Below are 15959 nucleotides of genomic sequence, written 5' to 3' on the forward strand. Positions count from 1 at the left end.
CTCGGGCGGCTACCGCCCGAACTCCCAGACGATCACCCCCGGCAGACCCACGTAGGCCGCGCGGTTGGCGTCGGGGATGAGGTCGGCCGTGGGCGTCGCGACGGCCTCGGCGGAAAGGCACGGTTCGGCGTGGGCGCGGACGGTGAGGCCCGCGTCCAGCGCCGCCGTCGTGTAGTCCGAGGGCAGGTGGGCGTGCAGCCGCATGAAGGCCCGGCACTGGTCGGTCGGGAACTGCGCCTGCCAGCCCAGCATCACCAGGAACGGGTGGACGTCGCTGACGACGATCCGTCCGCCGGGCCGCACGACGCGGGCGAGCTCGCCGATCGCCGTGGCCAGGTCGGCGACGTGGACGAGGGCGAGGGCGCAGACGGCCGCGTCCACGGAGGCGTCGGGCAGGGGCAGCGCGGTCAGCTGTCCCTCGAGGAAGCGGGCGTCGGGGAGCTTGGTGCGGGCGCGGTCGAGCATGGCCGGGGACTGGTCGACGCCGACGACGGTGTGCCCGCGGTCGGCGAGGTGGGCGGCCCAACGGCCGGTGCCGCACGCGGCGTCGAGGGCCTCGCCGGCGGGGAGGTCGTCGAGCAGGCGCCGCAGCGGCGGCTCCTCGATGCCGAACAGCCGCAGGGGACGGTCGTAGGTGGGCGCCCACCGGACGTAGCCCTCGGTCAGGTCGAGCTCGGCACCGAGGTGCTCGGTCCTGGGGGTGCCGTCGAGCAGCGCCCGTGTCTCGGCGAGGCGTGCCGCCCGGGCGTCGGCCGCGTCGGCGTAGAGCGTCCGGAGCAGGGCGAGGCCCCCGACGCCGACCATCAGCTCCTCGAGCGTGGGTCCCGGATCGGTCACCCCGCGCACGCTACCGGCGGGACCACCTACCTCGGCGGTCGCGAACCGGCCCGGTCGGCGAGGGCGAGGAGCTCCCGGTGGAGGCGGTCGGGCTGTTCGAGGGGCAGGAAGTGGGTGCCGACGAGGGGCACGAACCGGGCCTGCGGGATGGTCCCGGCGACGGCGCAGATGTCGACGGCCGCGGCGGCCACGTCGAGGGTGCCGCCGACGAGGGTCACCGGGAAGGACACCGAGCCGGTGTCGACGGCGGGGTGCTCGCCGCCGGCGAGCAGGAGCTCGGAGTACCGCGTCCAGTCGTGTCCCACGAAGTGGCGCGCGACCTCCGCCGAGGCGCCCGGGTCGGGCAGCGGCGGGACGTGACGGGCCCCGAGCGACCGCGCGGCCGCCACCGTCGGGGCGGCCAGCGCCGCTGCCGGCGGCCCGACCAGGCGCAACAGCCACGCGGCGGTACGGCCGGCCTGCTCCCGCAGGACTCCCGGCACACCCGGCGGGCCGAACGCCCGGAACGACCGGCCGGGCAGCCCGCCGATCCCGAGGATGCCCGCCACCCGATGGGGACGGTCACGGGCGAACTCGAAGGCGACGTCGACCCCGAGCGACCACCCCAGCAGCAGGGCGCGCTCGACGCCCGCGGCGTCCATCGTGGCCTCGAGGTCGTCGGCGTGGTCCTCGACGCGGACCCGGGCCGGGTCCGCGGGACGGCCGGAGCCGCCGAGCCCCCGGTGCGACCAGGACACGGCCGCGAACCCGCAGTCGGGCGTCGCCAACCGGGGCCACGCGGCGGGCGGCGCCCCCAGCCCGTTGCTGATGACGAGCGGGACGCCGTCGGCGCCGTTGCTCCAGGTGCGCAGCACGGTCCCGTCACGGCTGGTCGCGGTACCGGTCGACGACGTGCTCTGCACGGCGGGGGACGGGGAGATCACGTGACACCTCTCGTCGGTTGCCGTCGTCGGGACACGACGGCGACGAGGGCGGGACGCTAGCCGCCCGCGGGCCGGGACGAAGAGACGCGCCCGACCGGCCCAGAGCCCTCCCGCCGCGGCGACGGCGGCCGCTCGCTGATCGGGATCTCGTCGCGGGCCGCCTCCCCACGCGATGATGAGCCCGCCGTCGATCCCACCGCGAGGGAGGCCACGTGTCGGACGAGGACGAAGGTCACGGCGGTCATGTTCTCGACGACCCGCTGCGCACGAAGGGCACGTCGTTCACCCACGACGAGCGCCGCGAGCTGGGTCTGCTGGGGCTGCTGCCGTACGCGGTGACGACGCTCGACGAGCAGGTGGCGCGCTCGTGGGGCGAGGTGCGCCGCCAGGCCACCGACCTCGACCGCTACATCTACCTGCGCGCCCTGCAGGACCGGAACGAGCGCCTGTTCTACGCCGTGCTCGCCGCCGACGTGTCGACGGCGCTCCCGCTCGTCTACACCCCGACCGTCGCCGAGGGCTGCCGGCGCTTCTCGGAGATCTGGCGCCGGCCGCGCGGTCTGTACCTGTCCTGGCCCGACCGTGACCACCTCCGCGAGGCCCTGCGCAACCGTCGCCAGCGCGAGGTCGACGTCATCGTGGTGACCGACGGGCAGCGCATCCTCGGCATCGGCGACCAGGGCGTGGGCGGCATGGGCATCCCGGTCGGGAAGCTCTCGCTCTACACGCTCATCGGCGGCATCGACCCGGCCCGGACCCTGCCGGTGCTGCTCGACACCGGCACCGACAACCCCACGCTGCTCGACGACCCCTTCTACCTGGGCTGGCGCCACCACCGGATCGGCGAGGACGACTACGTCGCGTTCGTCGAGGCGTTCGTCGCCGCGGTGCAGGACGAGCTGCCCGACGTGCTGCTGCAGTGGGAGGACTTCGCGACGCCGCACGCCCACCCGATCCTCGAGCGCTACCGCGACCGGCTGCTGACCTTCAACGACGACATCCAGGGCACCGCCGCCGTGGCGCTCGGGGCCCTGCGCGGCGCGACCGAGGTGGCCGGGGTGCCGCTGCGCGACCAGCAGGTCGTCATGCTCGGCGCCGGGTCGGCGGGCGTCGGGGTCATGGAGATGGTCCGCCAGGCCATGGTCGACCAGGGCCTGTCCGCCGACGAGGCCCGCGCCCGCTGCTGGATCGTCGACGTCCGCGGCCTGCTGACCACCGACCGCGACGACCTCTCCGACGCCCAGCGCGCGTTCGCCCACGACTCGGCGGACGTCGCCGGCTGGGGCGTGGACGGGCTGCCGGCGCTCGCCGACGTGGTGGAGCACGTCGAGGTCGGGGTGCTGGTCGGCCTGTCCACCGCGCAGGGCGCCTTCACCGAGACGATCGTGCGGACGATGGCGGGCCGGGTCGAGCGGCCGATCATCTTCCCGCTGTCCAACCCGACCGACAACGCCGAGGCCCGTCCCGCCGACCTCGACGACTGGACCGACGGGCGTGCCCTCATCGCCACCGGCTCGCCGTTCCCGCCGCTGCACCGCGACGACGGTGAGGACGTCCCGGTGGCCCAGTGCAACAACGTCTACATCTTCCCGGCCGTCGGCCTCGCCGTGACCGCCGCCCGCGCCACCCGGGTCACCGACGCGATGATGCGCGCGGCGGCCGGCGCGCTCGGCGCCGCCTCGCCCGCCCTGTCCGACCCCCACGCGCCCCTGCTGCCGCCGTGGGCCGACGTCCGCCGGGTCGCCGACGACATCGCCCTCGCCGTCGCGAAGCAGGCCGTCGCCGACGGCGTCGCGCCCGCCGCGTCCGACGACGACCTGCGGGACTCCGTCCGCCGTACCCGCTGGGAACCGACCTACGGGCCGGGCTGACCGGATGCGGGCGGGGTGGTTCGCGGAGTTCGGTGACGCGTCGGTCATGAGGGTCGGGGAGCGGCCGGCACCGGGCCCGCCGCGGGGGACGCAGGTCCTCGTCGGGGTCGAGGCGAGCAGCGTCAACGGGACCGACCTCGGCCTGCGCCGCGGCGACCTGCCGCCGGTGACGTGGGGGCGCATGCCGTTCGTGCCCGGCTTCGACGTCGCCGGGCGGGTGCTCGCGGTCGGGCCGGCCGCGACGGCGTTCTCGCCCGGTGATCGCGTCGCCGCGCTGCTGCCGCACCGCGGGGGAGGGCTGGCCGAGCAGGTCCTCGTCGCGCAGGACCGGGCCGCCCGGGTCCCCGACGGGGTCGCCGCGACCGACGCGGCGGCGGTGACGCTGGCGGGGCTGACGGCGCTGCAGGCCCTGCACCGTCAGGGTCGTCTCCGGGCCCGGCGGCACGCCGACGGCGGCCCGCCGCGGGTGCTGGTGTCCGGAGCCGCCGGCGGCATCGGGTCGTTCGCGGTCCAGCTCGCCGCGCTCGTGGGCGCTCGGGTGACCGGCACGACCAGCGCGGGCAAGGTCGCGTGGGTGCGGGACCTGGGCGCGCACCGGGTGCTCGACCGCCGCGCGGGGGACCGGGACGCCCAGCTGGCCGACGCCGGCCCGTTCGACCTCGTGCTCGACGCGGCCGGGCGCTCCCGACACCGCGAGCTCGCCCCGGTCCTGGCCCGGGGCGGGATCGTGGTGTCGGTCCGGCCGCTGCACCCCGACGTCCTGCGCTCCCTGCGTCCCGGGCGCGGCGACTTCACCGCGGTCCGTACCGCCGCCCGGAGCGCGGACCTCGCGGCGCTGCTGCACCTCGTCGCCACCGGCCGGCTGCGGGTGCCCGTCGAGCACGTCGTCGGGCTCGACGACGTGGCGCAGGCCCACGAGCTCGCCGAGACCGAGGGCCGCGGCAAGGTCGTCGTGGACCTCACGACCTGACCGGGCTCACCGCCCGCGCAGCACGACGTCCTCGTACCGGGTGGCGGCGACCAGGGCAGGCTCGAGCAGGTCGTGGTCCTGCATCCAGGCCTGGGACCGCCTGAACATCTCGCGGGTGTAGGGCTGGGACACGATGCGCTCGCCCGGGCCGAACCGGCGGACGTCGACCAGGGCGGCGAGGTCGTCGGGCATCTCGCGCGCCCAGTAGTGCGTGTAGCGCTGCGGCTCGAGGTCGATCTCCTGCTGAGCACGGAGGAGGGCGCGGAAGTAGCGCCCGGCATCGTCGGGGTCCACGTCCGAGGACAGGAAGAACCCCATGACGAACGTGGTGTCGACGAGCTTGGTGTGGCCACGCTGCTCGAGCACGTAGGCGCCGGCGCCCCACACGTTCACGGCGCGGAGCGATCCGTCGAGCAGCCCGCGGACCCGGTCGAACGGCCGGCCGACGAACGCCAGCCGCGTGACGTCCCGCGGCAGGAAGGGTTCGAGCCCCTGCAGGGCGGAGTAGTGGCTCCCCGAGTGGTAGCCGACACCGACCTCGACGCCGGCGAGATCCGCGGGTTCGCCCAGGCCGGAGCCGGGCGCGACGTAGATGCCCGCCGGGCAGACGGAGTACGCGTCGCCGTACATCCGGCCGTGGTGCTCGCTGGCCGCGGCGTTGACCGCCCAGTGGCAGGCCGACGACACCTCGGCCGTGCGGCCCCGCGCCATGTCCTCCAGGGCCCCGCTGCGCACCTCGGGCGGGGCGTCGTCGCCGCGCCGCACGGGTCCGGTGCCGCCCGCGAAGCCGGCCTCCTCGAACTCGTGGTCCAGCCCCTCCTCGGCGAAGAAGCCGTGCTCCTGCGCGACCCACTCCTGCAACCGCACGTGCGGCTGGATCCGGAACACCATCGTCGTCACCTCTCGGCGTGCGTCGGGGAGATCGGAGCCAGGTCGTCCAGCGGCACGTCGACATCGGCGAGCCGGCCGGTGTCGACGGCCGCCCCGGAACGGATGAGTCGCTGGATCGGCGCGGTGACGTCCCAGACGTTGACGTTCATGCCGGCCTGCACCCGGCCGTCGGCGAGCCAGAAGGCGATGAACTCGCGGGCGGCGAGGTCGCCGCGGACCACCACCTCGTCGTACCCGCCGGGCTCGGCGTAGCCGGTGTACTCCATGCCGAGGTCGTACTGGTCGCTGAAGAAGTACGGCAGCCGGTCGTAGCCCGCGTCGCCGCCGAGCATGGACCGGGCCGCGGCCGGGCCGCCGTTGAGGGCGTTGGCCCAGTGCTCGACGCGCAGGTGGCGGTCGTAGGCGGGGTGGAGGAGCCGGGCGACGTCACCGGCGGCGTGGACGTCCGGGTCCGAGGTGCGGTGGTGCTCGTCGACGACGACACCGTCGTCGACCCGCAGGCCACCCGCCTCGGCGGGCCCGGTGTTCGGGGTGATCCCGACACCGACCACCACGGCGTCGGCCTCGATCTCGGTGCCGTCGCCGAGGCGGACCCCGGAGACCCGCCCGTCGCGGCCGAGGATCTCCGCCAGGCCGGTGTCGCAGCGCAGGTCGACGTCGTGCGCGCGGTGCAGGTCGGCGAACACCGGAGCGATCTCGGGTCCGAGCACCCGCAGCAGCGGCAGGGACGCGGACTCGACGACGGTCACCGCGACGTCGGCGAGACGCGCGGCCGCGGTGACCTCGAGCCCGATCCACCCCGCCCCGACGGCGACGAGCCGCCGCGACGTACGCAGCGACTCGGCGATCCGCTCGCTGTCGGCCAGGGTGCGCAGGTGGTGGACGCCGGCGAGGTCGGTACCGGGCACCGGCAGGCGGCGCGGGGACGACCCGGTCGCGAGCAGGAGCGTGCTGTAGCCGATGCGGTCGCCGTCGGCGAGGACGAGCTCGTGCGCGTCGGTGTCGACCGCGGAGGCCGGCACGCCCGGGCGCAGCTCGACGCCGTGCTCGGCGTACCAGTCGCGGGGGTGGACGAACACGCTCTCGCGCTCCGCCCGGCCCTGGAGGTACTCCTTGGAGAGCGGGGGACGCTCGTACGGTCGCTCCTGCTCGTCGCCGACGAGCACCACCCGGCCGGTGAAGCCCTCGTCCCGGAGGGTCTGGGCGGCCTTCGCGCCGGCCAGCCCCGCCCCGGCGATCACCATCGTCACGTCGTCCGCCATCGCCGTCCCCTTCCCGTGTCGCGGCCGGTGTCAGTGCACACCCGCGCGGCCGGTGGTGAGAAGCGTCCCGGGCGACGGCCGCCCCCGCGTGACGGACCCCGGAGATTCCCCGCGCCGAGGTGTCCGTCCCGGGGCGTGCTGTTCGTCCACGAGGTGTGGCCGCAGGATGGAGCCGGCCCGAGCACGAGGAGCGATCATGACGATGTACGCAGCGCTGATCTACGCCGCCGACGTGGACTGGTCGGCGCCCGAGCACGCCGACGAACTGGCGGAGTACGGGGAGTTCGGCCAGGGCGCGGCGGCGGTGATCCGCGGCGGGGCCGCGCTGTACCCGACGTCGACCGCCACCACGGTGCGGGTCGCGGGCGGCAAGGGCGGCGACGTCGTCACCGGCGACGGCCCGTACGCCGAGACCAAGGAGGTCCTGACCGGCTTCTACCTGCTCGAGTGCAGCGACCTGGACGAGGCCGTGGCCACCGCGGCCCGCATCCCCGCCGCCTGGCACGGGGCGGTCGAGGTCCGGCCCGTCATCCCGATGTGAGCGAGCCCGACGACATCGCTGCCGGCCACGCCGCCCTCGTCCGCGTCGTCCGCGACGAGGGCCGGCGTGTGCTGGCCACCCTCATCCGCACCGTCGGCGACTGGCAGGTGGCCGAGGACGCCGTCGCCGACGCGGTCGAGCGTGCCCTCGCGACGTGGCCTCGCACCGGTGTCCCCGAACAGCCACGGGCCTGGCTGATCGTCACCGCCAAACGCTGCGCCGTCGACCTGCTCCGCCGGGAGCACCGGCGGGCCGAGAAGGAGGCGTCGGCGATGGAGCTCCTGCCGCCGCCCGGGGACCGGGACGTCGACACGATCGACGACGACCTGCTCCGGCTGGTGTTCACGTGCTGCCACCCGGCGATCGAGCCCGCGGCACAGGTGGCGCTGGCGCTGCGCACGCTCTGCGGGCTGGGCACCGAGGAGGTGGCCCGCGCGCTGCTGGTCGGCGAGGCGACGATGAGCAAGCGGATCACCCGGGCCAAGCAGAAGATCGCCCGCGCCGCGATCCCGTACCGGGTGCCCGACGCCCACGAGCTGCCCGACCGCCTGCTCGGCGTGGCCGCGACGGTGTACTTCCTGTTCAACGAGGGCTACTCGGCCACCTCCGGCGACGCCCCGCTGCGTGGCGAGCTCGCCGAGGAGGCGGTCCGGCTGGCCCGACTCGTCCACGACCTCCTGCCCGACGAGCCGACCGCGATGGGGCTCCTCGCCCTGCTGCTGCTCCAGCACTCCCGCCGCGACGCCCGCGTCGACGCCGGGGGACGGCCGGTGCTGCTCGCCGACCAGGACCGGACGCGCTGGGACCGTGCGCAGATCGTCGAGGCCGTCGCCCTGGTCGGCCGGGGACTGCGGCGCTGCCCCGACCGGCCCGACCCCTACCTGACGCAGGCGGCGATCGCGGCGTGCCACGCGCTCGCCCCGAACGCCGGCGCGACCGACTGGGACGCGATCGTGTCCTGGTACGACGTCCTGCTGACCGTCCGCGACGGGCCCGTCGAGCGGCTCAACCGGGCGGTCGCGATCGGCGAGCGCGACGGGCCCGGGGCCGGTCTCGAGGCCGTCGACGCCGTCGAGGGGCTGGACCACTACGCGCCCTGGCTCGCCTCGCGCGCCGTCCTGCTCGCCCGGCTCGGACGGGCCGACGACGCCGACGACGCCTTCGACCGGGCGATCAGCGCCGAGGCCAACGCGGCCCGCCGCGAGGACCTGCGCCGACGTCGCCGGCGGGCCAGGGACGTCGGCGACGTGGCCCCGACGTGAGCGGGTTCAGCGGATCCCCTGCTCGAGGCGGACGTACTCGAGGTGCCGCTCGTACTGGTCGAGGACGTCGTCGATGATCTGGCCGTGGGTGTAGCCCATGACGTCGTAGTCCTGGCCGCCGTCGAGCAGGTGCACCTCGAGGCGGGAGTAGGTGTCGGTGCCCTCCGGCACGGCCCGCCCGTAGACCGGGACCGGGACCTGCCGCGGCCGGACCTCGTAGGCGAACGGGTGCTCCTCGTCGGCGCCCACGGTCAACGCCACCAGGGTGGTGCCGTGCTCGTCGCGCTCCTGCCGCGCCTGCGCGTCCACGCCGCGTTCGCGGAGGTCGGCGGCCACCTCCTCGACCGCGGGCAGGGCCACCTCGTCGAGGAACTCGCGGGCCCGTTCGGGACCGGGGAAGGACAGGGCGCGGTCCAGCCGCTGACGCCAGCCGGGGAGGCCGTGGGGGTGTGCCCCGCCGGTGCCCCGGCCCGAGATCGACGAGCGCAGCGCGTACCGCTGGCTGTCCGCGAGCAGGGCCTCCGTCCGGAGCGCCTTCCAGAGCCCGTACATGACCAGGAGGATCACGAACGCGAAGGGCAGCCCCATGATGATGGTTGCGTTCTGGAGCGCGGGCACGCCGCCGACGGCGAGCATGCCCACCGTGAGCAGACCGGTCGCGACGGCCCAGAAGATGCGCAGCGATCGAGCCCCGTCCGACTGCGGCGTCGGCAGGTGGGAGGTCAGGTTGGCCATCACGAGGGCGGCCGAGTCGGCCGACGTGACGTAGAAGAGCAGGCCGACGAAGGTGGCGATCCCGGCGATCAGCGGAACGGCCGGGTACTGCGCGAGCAGCTGGTAGAAGCCCTGGGCGTTGTTCTCCATCGTGTTCGCGCCGAACGCCGCGTCACCGTTGCGGATGACCTCGATGGCGCTGTTCCCGAAGATCGAGATCCACATGACGATGTAGGTGAACGGGATGATCAGCGTGCCGGCCACGAACTGGCGGATGGTGCGGCCTCGGGAGATGCGGGCCAGGAACAGCCCGACGAACGACGCCCAGGCGATCCACCACGCCCAGAAGAACAGCGTCCACGCGCTGAGCCAGTCGACGGGCTGGTCGAACGCGAACGTCTCGAGCGTGAGGCCGGGGAAGGAGCTGACGAAGTCGCCGACGTTCTGCACGAGCGCGTTGAGCAGGAAGACCGTGTTGCCCGCGACGAGCAGGTAGAGGGCGAGCCCGATCGCGAGGAGGACGTTGAGCTGGCTCAGCAGCTTGATGCCCCGATCGACACCGCTGACCGCGGACACGGTGGCCATGACGACGGCGAGCGCCACCAGCCCGATCTGCGCCCCGGTGCCCTCCGGGATGCCGAAGAGGAAGGTGAGCCCGTAGTTGAGCAGCACCACGCCGATGCCGAGCGATGCGGCGACCCCGAAGATGGTGCCGAGGACGGCGGCCAGGTCGACCGCGGTGCCGATGCCGCCGTGGATCCGCTTGCCGAAGATCGGGTAGAGCGCGGAGCGGATGGCGAGCGGGAGGTTGCGGCGGTAGGCGAAGTACGCCAGCGCCATGCCCATCAGCGCGTAGAGGCCCCACCCGCTGATCCCGTAGTGGAACAGCGTCCACACCGTGGCGTCCTCGGCGGCCTGCAGGGTGCCGCCCTCGCCGCGCGGCGGGGTGAGGTACTGGGTGACCGGCTCGACGACCGCGAAGAACATCAGGTCGGTGCCGATCCCGGCGGCGAAGAGCATCGACGCCCAGGCGAACGTGCTGAACTCCGGCCGCGAGTGCTCGGGCCCGAGGCGGGTGCGTCCGAGGCGCGAGGCACCGACGACGATGACGAAGACCAGGACCAGCGTCGTCAGCAGGATGTAGAACCACCCGAACCACTGCGACGTCCAGGTCACCACCGCGCCGATGGTGTCGGCTGCGGACGTCGGGGCGAAGATCGCCCACAACGCGATCGCCAGGGTGATCGCCGCCGACCCGATGAACACGACCGGTTTGATGCGCGTGCCGGGCGCCGGCTCCGGCTCGGGCTCGGTCGGCGGTGCGTCGCTCCGGACCTCGGTCATCGTGTCCCCTCTCGTCGCGGCGTCGTGACGCCTGGAGCCAGACAGGAGGAGCTTGGCACGTCCCCGCGGCGACGCGAAGGGACGAACCGGACGCGGACCGGGCGCCGACGGTGCGACGGCCGGGCCGCGGCCCGCTTCCCCGTCCGGCCCGCGTTCGTTACGTTCGTCCCCGGTGTGCCGGGAAGTCTGGTCGGCGTGACTCTGTCCCCCGCGACGGAAGGCGCCCCATGCCGGCCACACCCTCGACGCCGGGCCCGCAGCCCGACGACTCCCGGCCGCTCTCCGAGCGCGAGGAGCGCGTGCTCTCGGAGCTCGAGGCCACCACCGTGGACGAGGACCCGGCCCTGGCGGCACGGATGCGGCGCGCGCAGACCGGGCGGGGCGACGGGATCCCGTCCCGCACCTACAACGCGCTGATCCAGATCGGCATCGTGTTCCTCCTCGCCGTCCTGGTCCTGCCGCACCCGTGGGGCGCCGGGCTGGTGGTCTTCGCGAGCATGGCGATCCCGTCGGCCATCGTCCTGGTCGCGCTCCGGCGCGGGGCGCGCTGAGGACGCTGGGCGCGCTGAGGACGCTGGGCGCGCTGCGGGAGGCCGGCGGGAGCACCTCGACGAGCAAGGGGGCGGCGCCGACCTCGGCCTGTCCGCGAGGACACGAGGGTCCTGCGGACGAGTGTCAGCGGATCGTCAGCCTGCGCATCTCCGCATCCGGCCACGGACGGGCAATCGTTGAGTACGCCGCACGGGAGCAGCGTCACCGACCTGCCGCGGCGCCCTCGACACCGTGGAGATGGAGGAGGGGACTCGATGACATCGCACACCGATGAGTCAGCCCGCGGCGGGAGGCTCCGAACGGCCGACAACCGGGGAGCGCTGGTGGGCGCCGCCATCACGGTCCTGGGACTGTGGTCGCTCCTCGTGCCGCTGGTCGGACCGTACTTCGGCTACGCCCTGAGCCCGGCCGGTCCGTGGACGAGGCCGTGGGCAGCGCTCTGGCTCCAGATCGTCCCCGGCGTGGTGATCCTGCTCGCCGGCATCGCGCTGGTCGTGACCCGGCGCCGCCTGGTCGGACTCGTCTCCGCGGCGCTCGCCGGCGCGGCGGGGCTCTGGCTGACGGCCGGGGTCGCCCTGTGGCCCTGGACCCCGAGCGGGGTCCTCGTCGGCGGGGTGACCGGCGACGGCATCAGCGCCGCCGAGCGGCTCGGCATGGCCAGCGGACTGGGCGCGGTCACGACGCTGCTGGCCGGGCTGGCGTTCGGCCGGTTCTCCGTGCGCAGCACCCGTGACGTCGGGGCGCAGCAGACCCCGACTCCGGGAACACGTGCGGCGGCCGGGCCCGAGCCGGCGACCCACACCGGTTCCGACCGGAGCGGGTGGGGCGGCCGTGCCGCGGTCCCGCGGCCGCGGCGCCCCGACGACCATCCGGCCCGCAAGCCCACCGAGGCCTGAGCCCGGGGACGGGCCCGCGCTGTCGCCCCGACCAGATCGCCGTGTCCGCCGCCCTTCGAGAGGAGCCGGATGTCCGAGCACCGGGACGCCGCGCGCTGTGGCGCCGTGGCGTTCGACGTCCTCGAGACGCTGCTCGACCTCGACCCGCTGGCCGACCGTCTCGAGGCGGTCGGGCAGCCCCGCGGGGTGCTGGGTCCCTGGTTCATGCGTTTCCAGCGTGACGCGATGGCTCTCACGCTCGCTGGGGATGTCGCGCCGTTCGACGCGGTGGCCCGCGATGCTCTGCGTGTCGAGAGCGGCCGGACGATGAACCGGACCGAGATCGACCACGTGCTGGACGGGTTCGCGGAGTTGCCGACGTTCCCGGACGCCGAACCGGCACTCCGCCGGCTGGCGGAGGCGGAGGTCCGGATCGGCTGCCTGACCGTGGGGGATCCGGAGAACACCCGACGCTTCCTGGAGGGCGCGGGGCTCGCCGTCTACGTCGACGAGGTCATCACGGCCGAGATGGCCGGGGTGTGGAAGCCGGCTCCGGGGATCTACCGCACTGCCGCGGAGAAGCTCGCGTCGCCGCTCGACCGGATGGCGTTGGTCGCCGTGCACGCCTGGGACTGCCACGGCGCCAAGCGCGCCGGCGCCCTGGCGGGCTGGTGTGCTCGCCTCGAGGGCGAGCACGCCGGTGACTTCCTCCCTGCGGACGTCCACGGTGCCGACCTGGTCGAGGTCGTCGACGGTCTCCTCGCGCTCTCCTGATCACGTCGTCCTCGGCCGATCCGGAGGTCAGCAGTCGAGGTCATCGAGCGCCTCGCGACGGCGCGAGGTGGCGCGGAGGTCGGCGACCAGCACCGGTACCGCGCAGGTCCGGCTTCCGGCACCCCGAGGTGGTGCACCCTCTCCAGAACCGAAGCAGGAGGACCGTCCGGGTATGCCCGGCGTTCGCCTCGGCCGCGGTGGCGGCCGCGAGCACGACCGATCCGCGGTAGGGAGGTCGCCGATCAGATCGTGCAGGTTGCCCAGCAGGCTCATGCCGCACCTCTCGTCTCGGGTTCGCGTCGTCACGAGCTGGTCGCGCCCGGACGCTCCAGGCCACCACGGACGGCCCCTGTGCTGGCTTGCGGCGGCCTGACGATCCCGCCGCTCGTCACTCCGTCCGGCGCGACCCGCCTTCGCAGGTTCCGTCCCCGGGAGGGCGTGCCCCGGTCATCGACCAGCACGAGCCGCCAGCGGGACACGTAGGCCGGCGCGGGCGTCAGGTTGACGCCGAGCAGGACCGCCACGACGAGCAGGCCCCACAGGGTCGAGAAGGCCCGCCGGCGCGGGGTGGGCGACACGATCAGGCACGCGCCGGGGCGGGGGGGGGGCGCCCCCCCCCCCCCCGCCCCCCCCCCCTCGACGGCCGCACACCGCCCCACCGCGATCAACGAGCCCGGGCACCGCCGTGTGAGCCGATGACGCCTTGCGATCACCTGACGTCCGGCGGTGTCGGTGGCGCGCCAGGGTCCGGCGACGGTGGACTCGAGCCGGGACACCGAGGAGGGGAACCGCATGCGCACCGCCGATCCGGCACGACGTCGGCTCTCGCGTGCCCTCGTCCGCGCGCCGATCCTGGTCTACCGGTGCGGCTTCGGCTGGATATTCGGGCGCCGCCTGGTGTTGCTGACCCACGTCGGGCGTCGGACGGGCCGGCCCCGCCACGTCGTGCTCGAGGTCGTCGGGCAGGGTCCGGTGACCGGCTCCTACGTCGTCGCGTCGGGCTACGGCAGCCGCGCCCAGTGGTTCCGCAACGTCGTCGCCCATCCCGAGGTCAGCTACCAGGTCGGCGCTCGACGCCGCGACGGCTGGGCGTACCCGCTGCCGTCGGCGGAGTCCGGCCGGCGCCTGGCCGACTACGCGCGGCGGCGGCCCCGGACGGCGGCCGCCCTGATGCGGATGCTCGACCGCGACGTCGACGGCTCGCCACCGGATCCCGAGGCCTACGAGCGCCTCGGCGCCGACCACGAGCACGGCGTGCCCCTCGTCCTCCTCGCCCCGACGCCCCCGTCGGAGCGCGAGCCCCGACCGCCCCGAGGAAGGACCCCCTCGTGATCCGCTATCTCCGGGAGCACACCAGCCCTCCGGTGTTCGTGTCATCGGCCGTGCTCGCGCTCGCGCTGGTGCTGTGGGGCGTGTTCTCGCCGGCGTCGCTGTCGACGGCGGCGAGCGTGGTGAACTCGTTCATCGTCACGAACTTCGGCTGGCTCTACATCTTCAGCGCCAGCGGCTTCCTGATCTTCGTCGTCATCCTGATGGCGTCGCGGTACGGACGCATCCGCCTCGGGCCGGCCGACTCGGCGCCCGAGTACGGCACGACGTCGTGGTTCGCGATGCTGTTCACCGCGGGCATGGGCATCGGGCTCGTCTACTACGCGGTGAGCGAGCCCGTCAGCTCCTTCCAGGAGCCGCCGGTCGGGCCGGGGGGTACGCCCGGGGCGGCGACGAACGCGATGTTCCTGACCTTCTTCCACTGGGGCCTGCACCCGTGGGCGATCTACATCGTGCTCGGGCTGGCGCTGGGCTACTTCGCCTTCCGCAAGGGGCTGCCGCTGCGCCCGGCCTCGGCGCTCTACCCGCTGCTCGGGGACCGCATCAACCGGTGGCCCGGCTTCCTCGTCGACGTCCTCGCGGTGTTCGGCACCCTGTTCGGCCTGGCCACCTCGCTCGGCCTCGGCGCCCAGCAGGTGGGGGCGGGCCTGGAGACGCTGTTCGGCATCAGCAACACCACGCCGCTGCAGATCGTGCTGATCCTCGGCATCACCGCCATCGCGGTGGTGTCGGTGATGCTCGGCATCGACAAGGGCATCCGGAACCTGTCGCTGATCAACTTGTGGCTGGCGTTCGCGCTCATGGTGTTCGTGTTCGCGTTCGGGCCGACGCGCGACCTGCTCAACACCACGGTCAGCAACGTCGGGAACTACCTGCAGAACCTGCCCGCGCAGAGCTTCCAGACCTACCCGGGGAACCCGGCGGCGCAGGAGTGGCAGGCCAGCTGGACGCTCTTCTACTGGGGCTGGTGGATCTCCTGGTCGCCGTTCGTCGGCATGTTCCTCGCGCGGATCTCCTACGGGCGCACGATCCGCTCGTTCGTCGCCGGCGCGCTGTTCGCCCCGGTGGGCGCGTCCATGGTGTGGCTGACCGTCTTCGGTGAATCGGCGCTGAACGCGCTGCAGCAGGACCCGGCCAACCCGCTGGCCACCGCGTCCACCGACACCGGCATGTTCGTGCTGCTCCAGCAGCTGCCGGTCGGGACGATCGCCGCCGTCCTCGCCTCCGTGGCCGCCATCGTCGTCGTGGTGCTCTTCTTCGCGACCTCGTCGGACTCCGGCTCCCTCGTGGTCGACATCCTCACCAACGGCGGCGACCCGAACCCGCGTTGGCAGCAGCGTCTGTTCTGGGCGTCGATGGAGGGCGTCATCGCGGCGGTGCTGCTCGGCGCCGGTGCGGTCAGCGGCGCCGACGCCCTCAGCGCCCTGCAGACCGCCTCCATCCTCGCCGGCCTGCCGTTCTGCCTCGTGCTCATCGCCATGACCGTGGGGCTGGTCAAGGCGCTGTCGACCGAGCGGTTCGTCGTGCGGTTCCCGCCCGAGGTGTCCCCGATGCCAGGGCTGCGGGAGGCCGCGCGTCTCCTCCCCGCGGGAGACGCGACCAGCGGCAACGGCACCGGCCGTCACGCCGCGGACGACGACTACTCGGACTTCGGCGAGCCCGCCGACGGCTCGGGTCTCGACGAGGACGAGGTCGACCCGTCGCTGGGGGAGACCACCGTCGCCGAGATGTCCCACGCCCCGGCGGGTCCGCCGTCGCGGCAGGGATGACAGCTGACGCCGACGCTCGAGGAGGAGCCATGGACGGTAGAGAAC

14 protein-coding genes are annotated in these 15959 nt (G+C 74.2%); 9 read left to right on the top strand and 5 right to left on the bottom strand.

Going from position 1 to position 15959, the window contains the following annotated elements:
* Nucleotides 1-9: 9 nt before the first annotated feature.
* Together PH190_RS11755 and PH190_RS11760 are read right to left on the bottom strand one after the other, a co-directional pair.
* Entirely contained in the window at nucleotides 10-837 is an 828-nt protein-coding gene (locus PH190_RS11755) for a class I SAM-dependent methyltransferase (protein WP_274231695.1), read from the bottom strand.
* Between the two features lie 26 nt (nucleotides 838-863).
* Nucleotides 864-1760 (bottom strand): alpha/beta fold hydrolase, encoded by an 897-nt coding sequence (locus PH190_RS11760; protein ID WP_274231696.1) that lies wholly within the window; start codon nucleotides 1758-1760, stop codon nucleotides 864-866.
* Nucleotides 1761-1972: 212 nt separating this feature from the next.
* Here PH190_RS11760 and PH190_RS11765 point away from each other — a divergent pair, with 212 nt between their 5' ends.
* The gene (locus tag PH190_RS11765; RefSeq protein WP_274231697.1) at nucleotides 1973-3631 is read left to right on the top strand and encodes an NAD-dependent malic enzyme; all 1659 of its coding nucleotides are present in this window, start codon (nucleotides 1973-1975) and stop codon (nucleotides 3629-3631) included.
* 46 nt (nucleotides 3632-3677) lie between these two features.
* Nucleotides 3678-4601, top strand: a complete 924-nt coding sequence (locus PH190_RS11770) for an NAD(P)-dependent alcohol dehydrogenase (protein WP_274231698.1) — start codon at nucleotides 3678-3680, stop codon at nucleotides 4599-4601.
* A 6-nt stretch (nucleotides 4602-4607) separates the two neighbouring features.
* Here the strand turns inward: PH190_RS11770 and PH190_RS11775 are convergent, their stop codons facing one another.
* Nucleotides 4608-5492: an ABC transporter substrate-binding protein gene (locus PH190_RS11775; protein ID WP_274231699.1), complete on the bottom strand. Its 885-nt coding sequence runs from the start codon at nucleotides 5490-5492 to the stop codon at nucleotides 4608-4610.
* A 5-nt stretch (nucleotides 5493-5497) separates the two neighbouring features.
* Nucleotides 5498-6754: an NAD(P)/FAD-dependent oxidoreductase gene (locus tag PH190_RS11780; protein WP_274231700.1), complete on the bottom strand. Its 1257-nt coding sequence runs from the start codon at nucleotides 6752-6754 to the stop codon at nucleotides 5498-5500.
* A gap of 196 nt (nucleotides 6755-6950) precedes the next feature.
* Between PH190_RS11780 and PH190_RS11785 the strand changes: the two genes are divergently transcribed.
* The gene (locus tag PH190_RS11785) at nucleotides 6951-7295 is read left to right on the top strand and encodes a YciI family protein (RefSeq protein ID WP_274231701.1); all 345 of its coding nucleotides are present in this window, start codon (nucleotides 6951-6953) and stop codon (nucleotides 7293-7295) included.
* Nucleotides 7296-7309: 14 nt separating this feature from the next.
* Entirely contained in the window at nucleotides 7310-8557 is a 1248-nt protein-coding gene (locus PH190_RS11790; protein ID WP_420791639.1) for an RNA polymerase sigma factor, read from the top strand.
* Nucleotides 8558-8563: 6 nt separating this feature from the next.
* Here the strand turns inward: PH190_RS11790 and betT are convergent, their stop codons facing one another.
* The gene (gene betT / locus PH190_RS11795; RefSeq protein WP_274231703.1) at nucleotides 8564-10615 is read right to left on the bottom strand and encodes a choline BCCT transporter BetT; all 2052 of its coding nucleotides are present in this window, start codon (nucleotides 10613-10615) and stop codon (nucleotides 8564-8566) included.
* A gap of 227 nt (nucleotides 10616-10842) precedes the next feature.
* Here betT and PH190_RS11800 point away from each other — a divergent pair, with 227 nt between their 5' ends.
* The 5 genes from PH190_RS11800 (at nucleotide 10843) to PH190_RS11820 (ending at nucleotide 15914) form a co-directional block, all read left to right on the top strand.
* On the top strand, nucleotides 10843-11166 hold the full coding sequence (locus tag PH190_RS11800; protein WP_274231704.1) for a DUF3040 domain-containing protein: 324 nt from the start codon (nucleotides 10843-10845) through the stop codon (nucleotides 11164-11166).
* A gap of 324 nt (nucleotides 11167-11490) precedes the next feature.
* Nucleotides 11491-12063 (top strand): hypothetical protein, encoded by a 573-nt coding sequence (locus PH190_RS11805; RefSeq protein ID WP_274231705.1) that lies wholly within the window; start codon nucleotides 11491-11493, stop codon nucleotides 12061-12063.
* 69 nt (nucleotides 12064-12132) lie between these two features.
* The gene (locus tag PH190_RS11810) at nucleotides 12133-12816 is read left to right on the top strand and encodes a haloacid dehalogenase type II (protein ID WP_274231706.1); all 684 of its coding nucleotides are present in this window, start codon (nucleotides 12133-12135) and stop codon (nucleotides 12814-12816) included.
* Between the two features lie 792 nt (nucleotides 12817-13608).
* Nucleotides 13609-14148, top strand: coding sequence for a nitroreductase family deazaflavin-dependent oxidoreductase (locus PH190_RS11815; protein WP_274231707.1), 540 nt, complete (start codon nucleotides 13609-13611; stop codon nucleotides 14146-14148).
* Nucleotides 14145-15914 carry a BCCT family transporter gene (locus tag PH190_RS11820; protein WP_274231708.1) on the top strand — a complete coding sequence of 590 codons (1770 nt, stop codon included), beginning with the start codon at nucleotides 14145-14147 and terminating at the stop codon, nucleotides 15912-15914. The genes PH190_RS11815 and PH190_RS11820 overlap by 4 nt, the downstream gene beginning before the upstream one ends.
* Nucleotides 15915-15959 lie beyond the last annotated feature (45 nt).

This window comes from Actinomycetospora straminea, from assembly GCF_028737255.1.
In the GTDB taxonomy this organism is placed as follows: domain Bacteria; phylum Actinomycetota; class Actinomycetes; order Mycobacteriales; family Pseudonocardiaceae; genus Actinomycetospora; species Actinomycetospora straminea.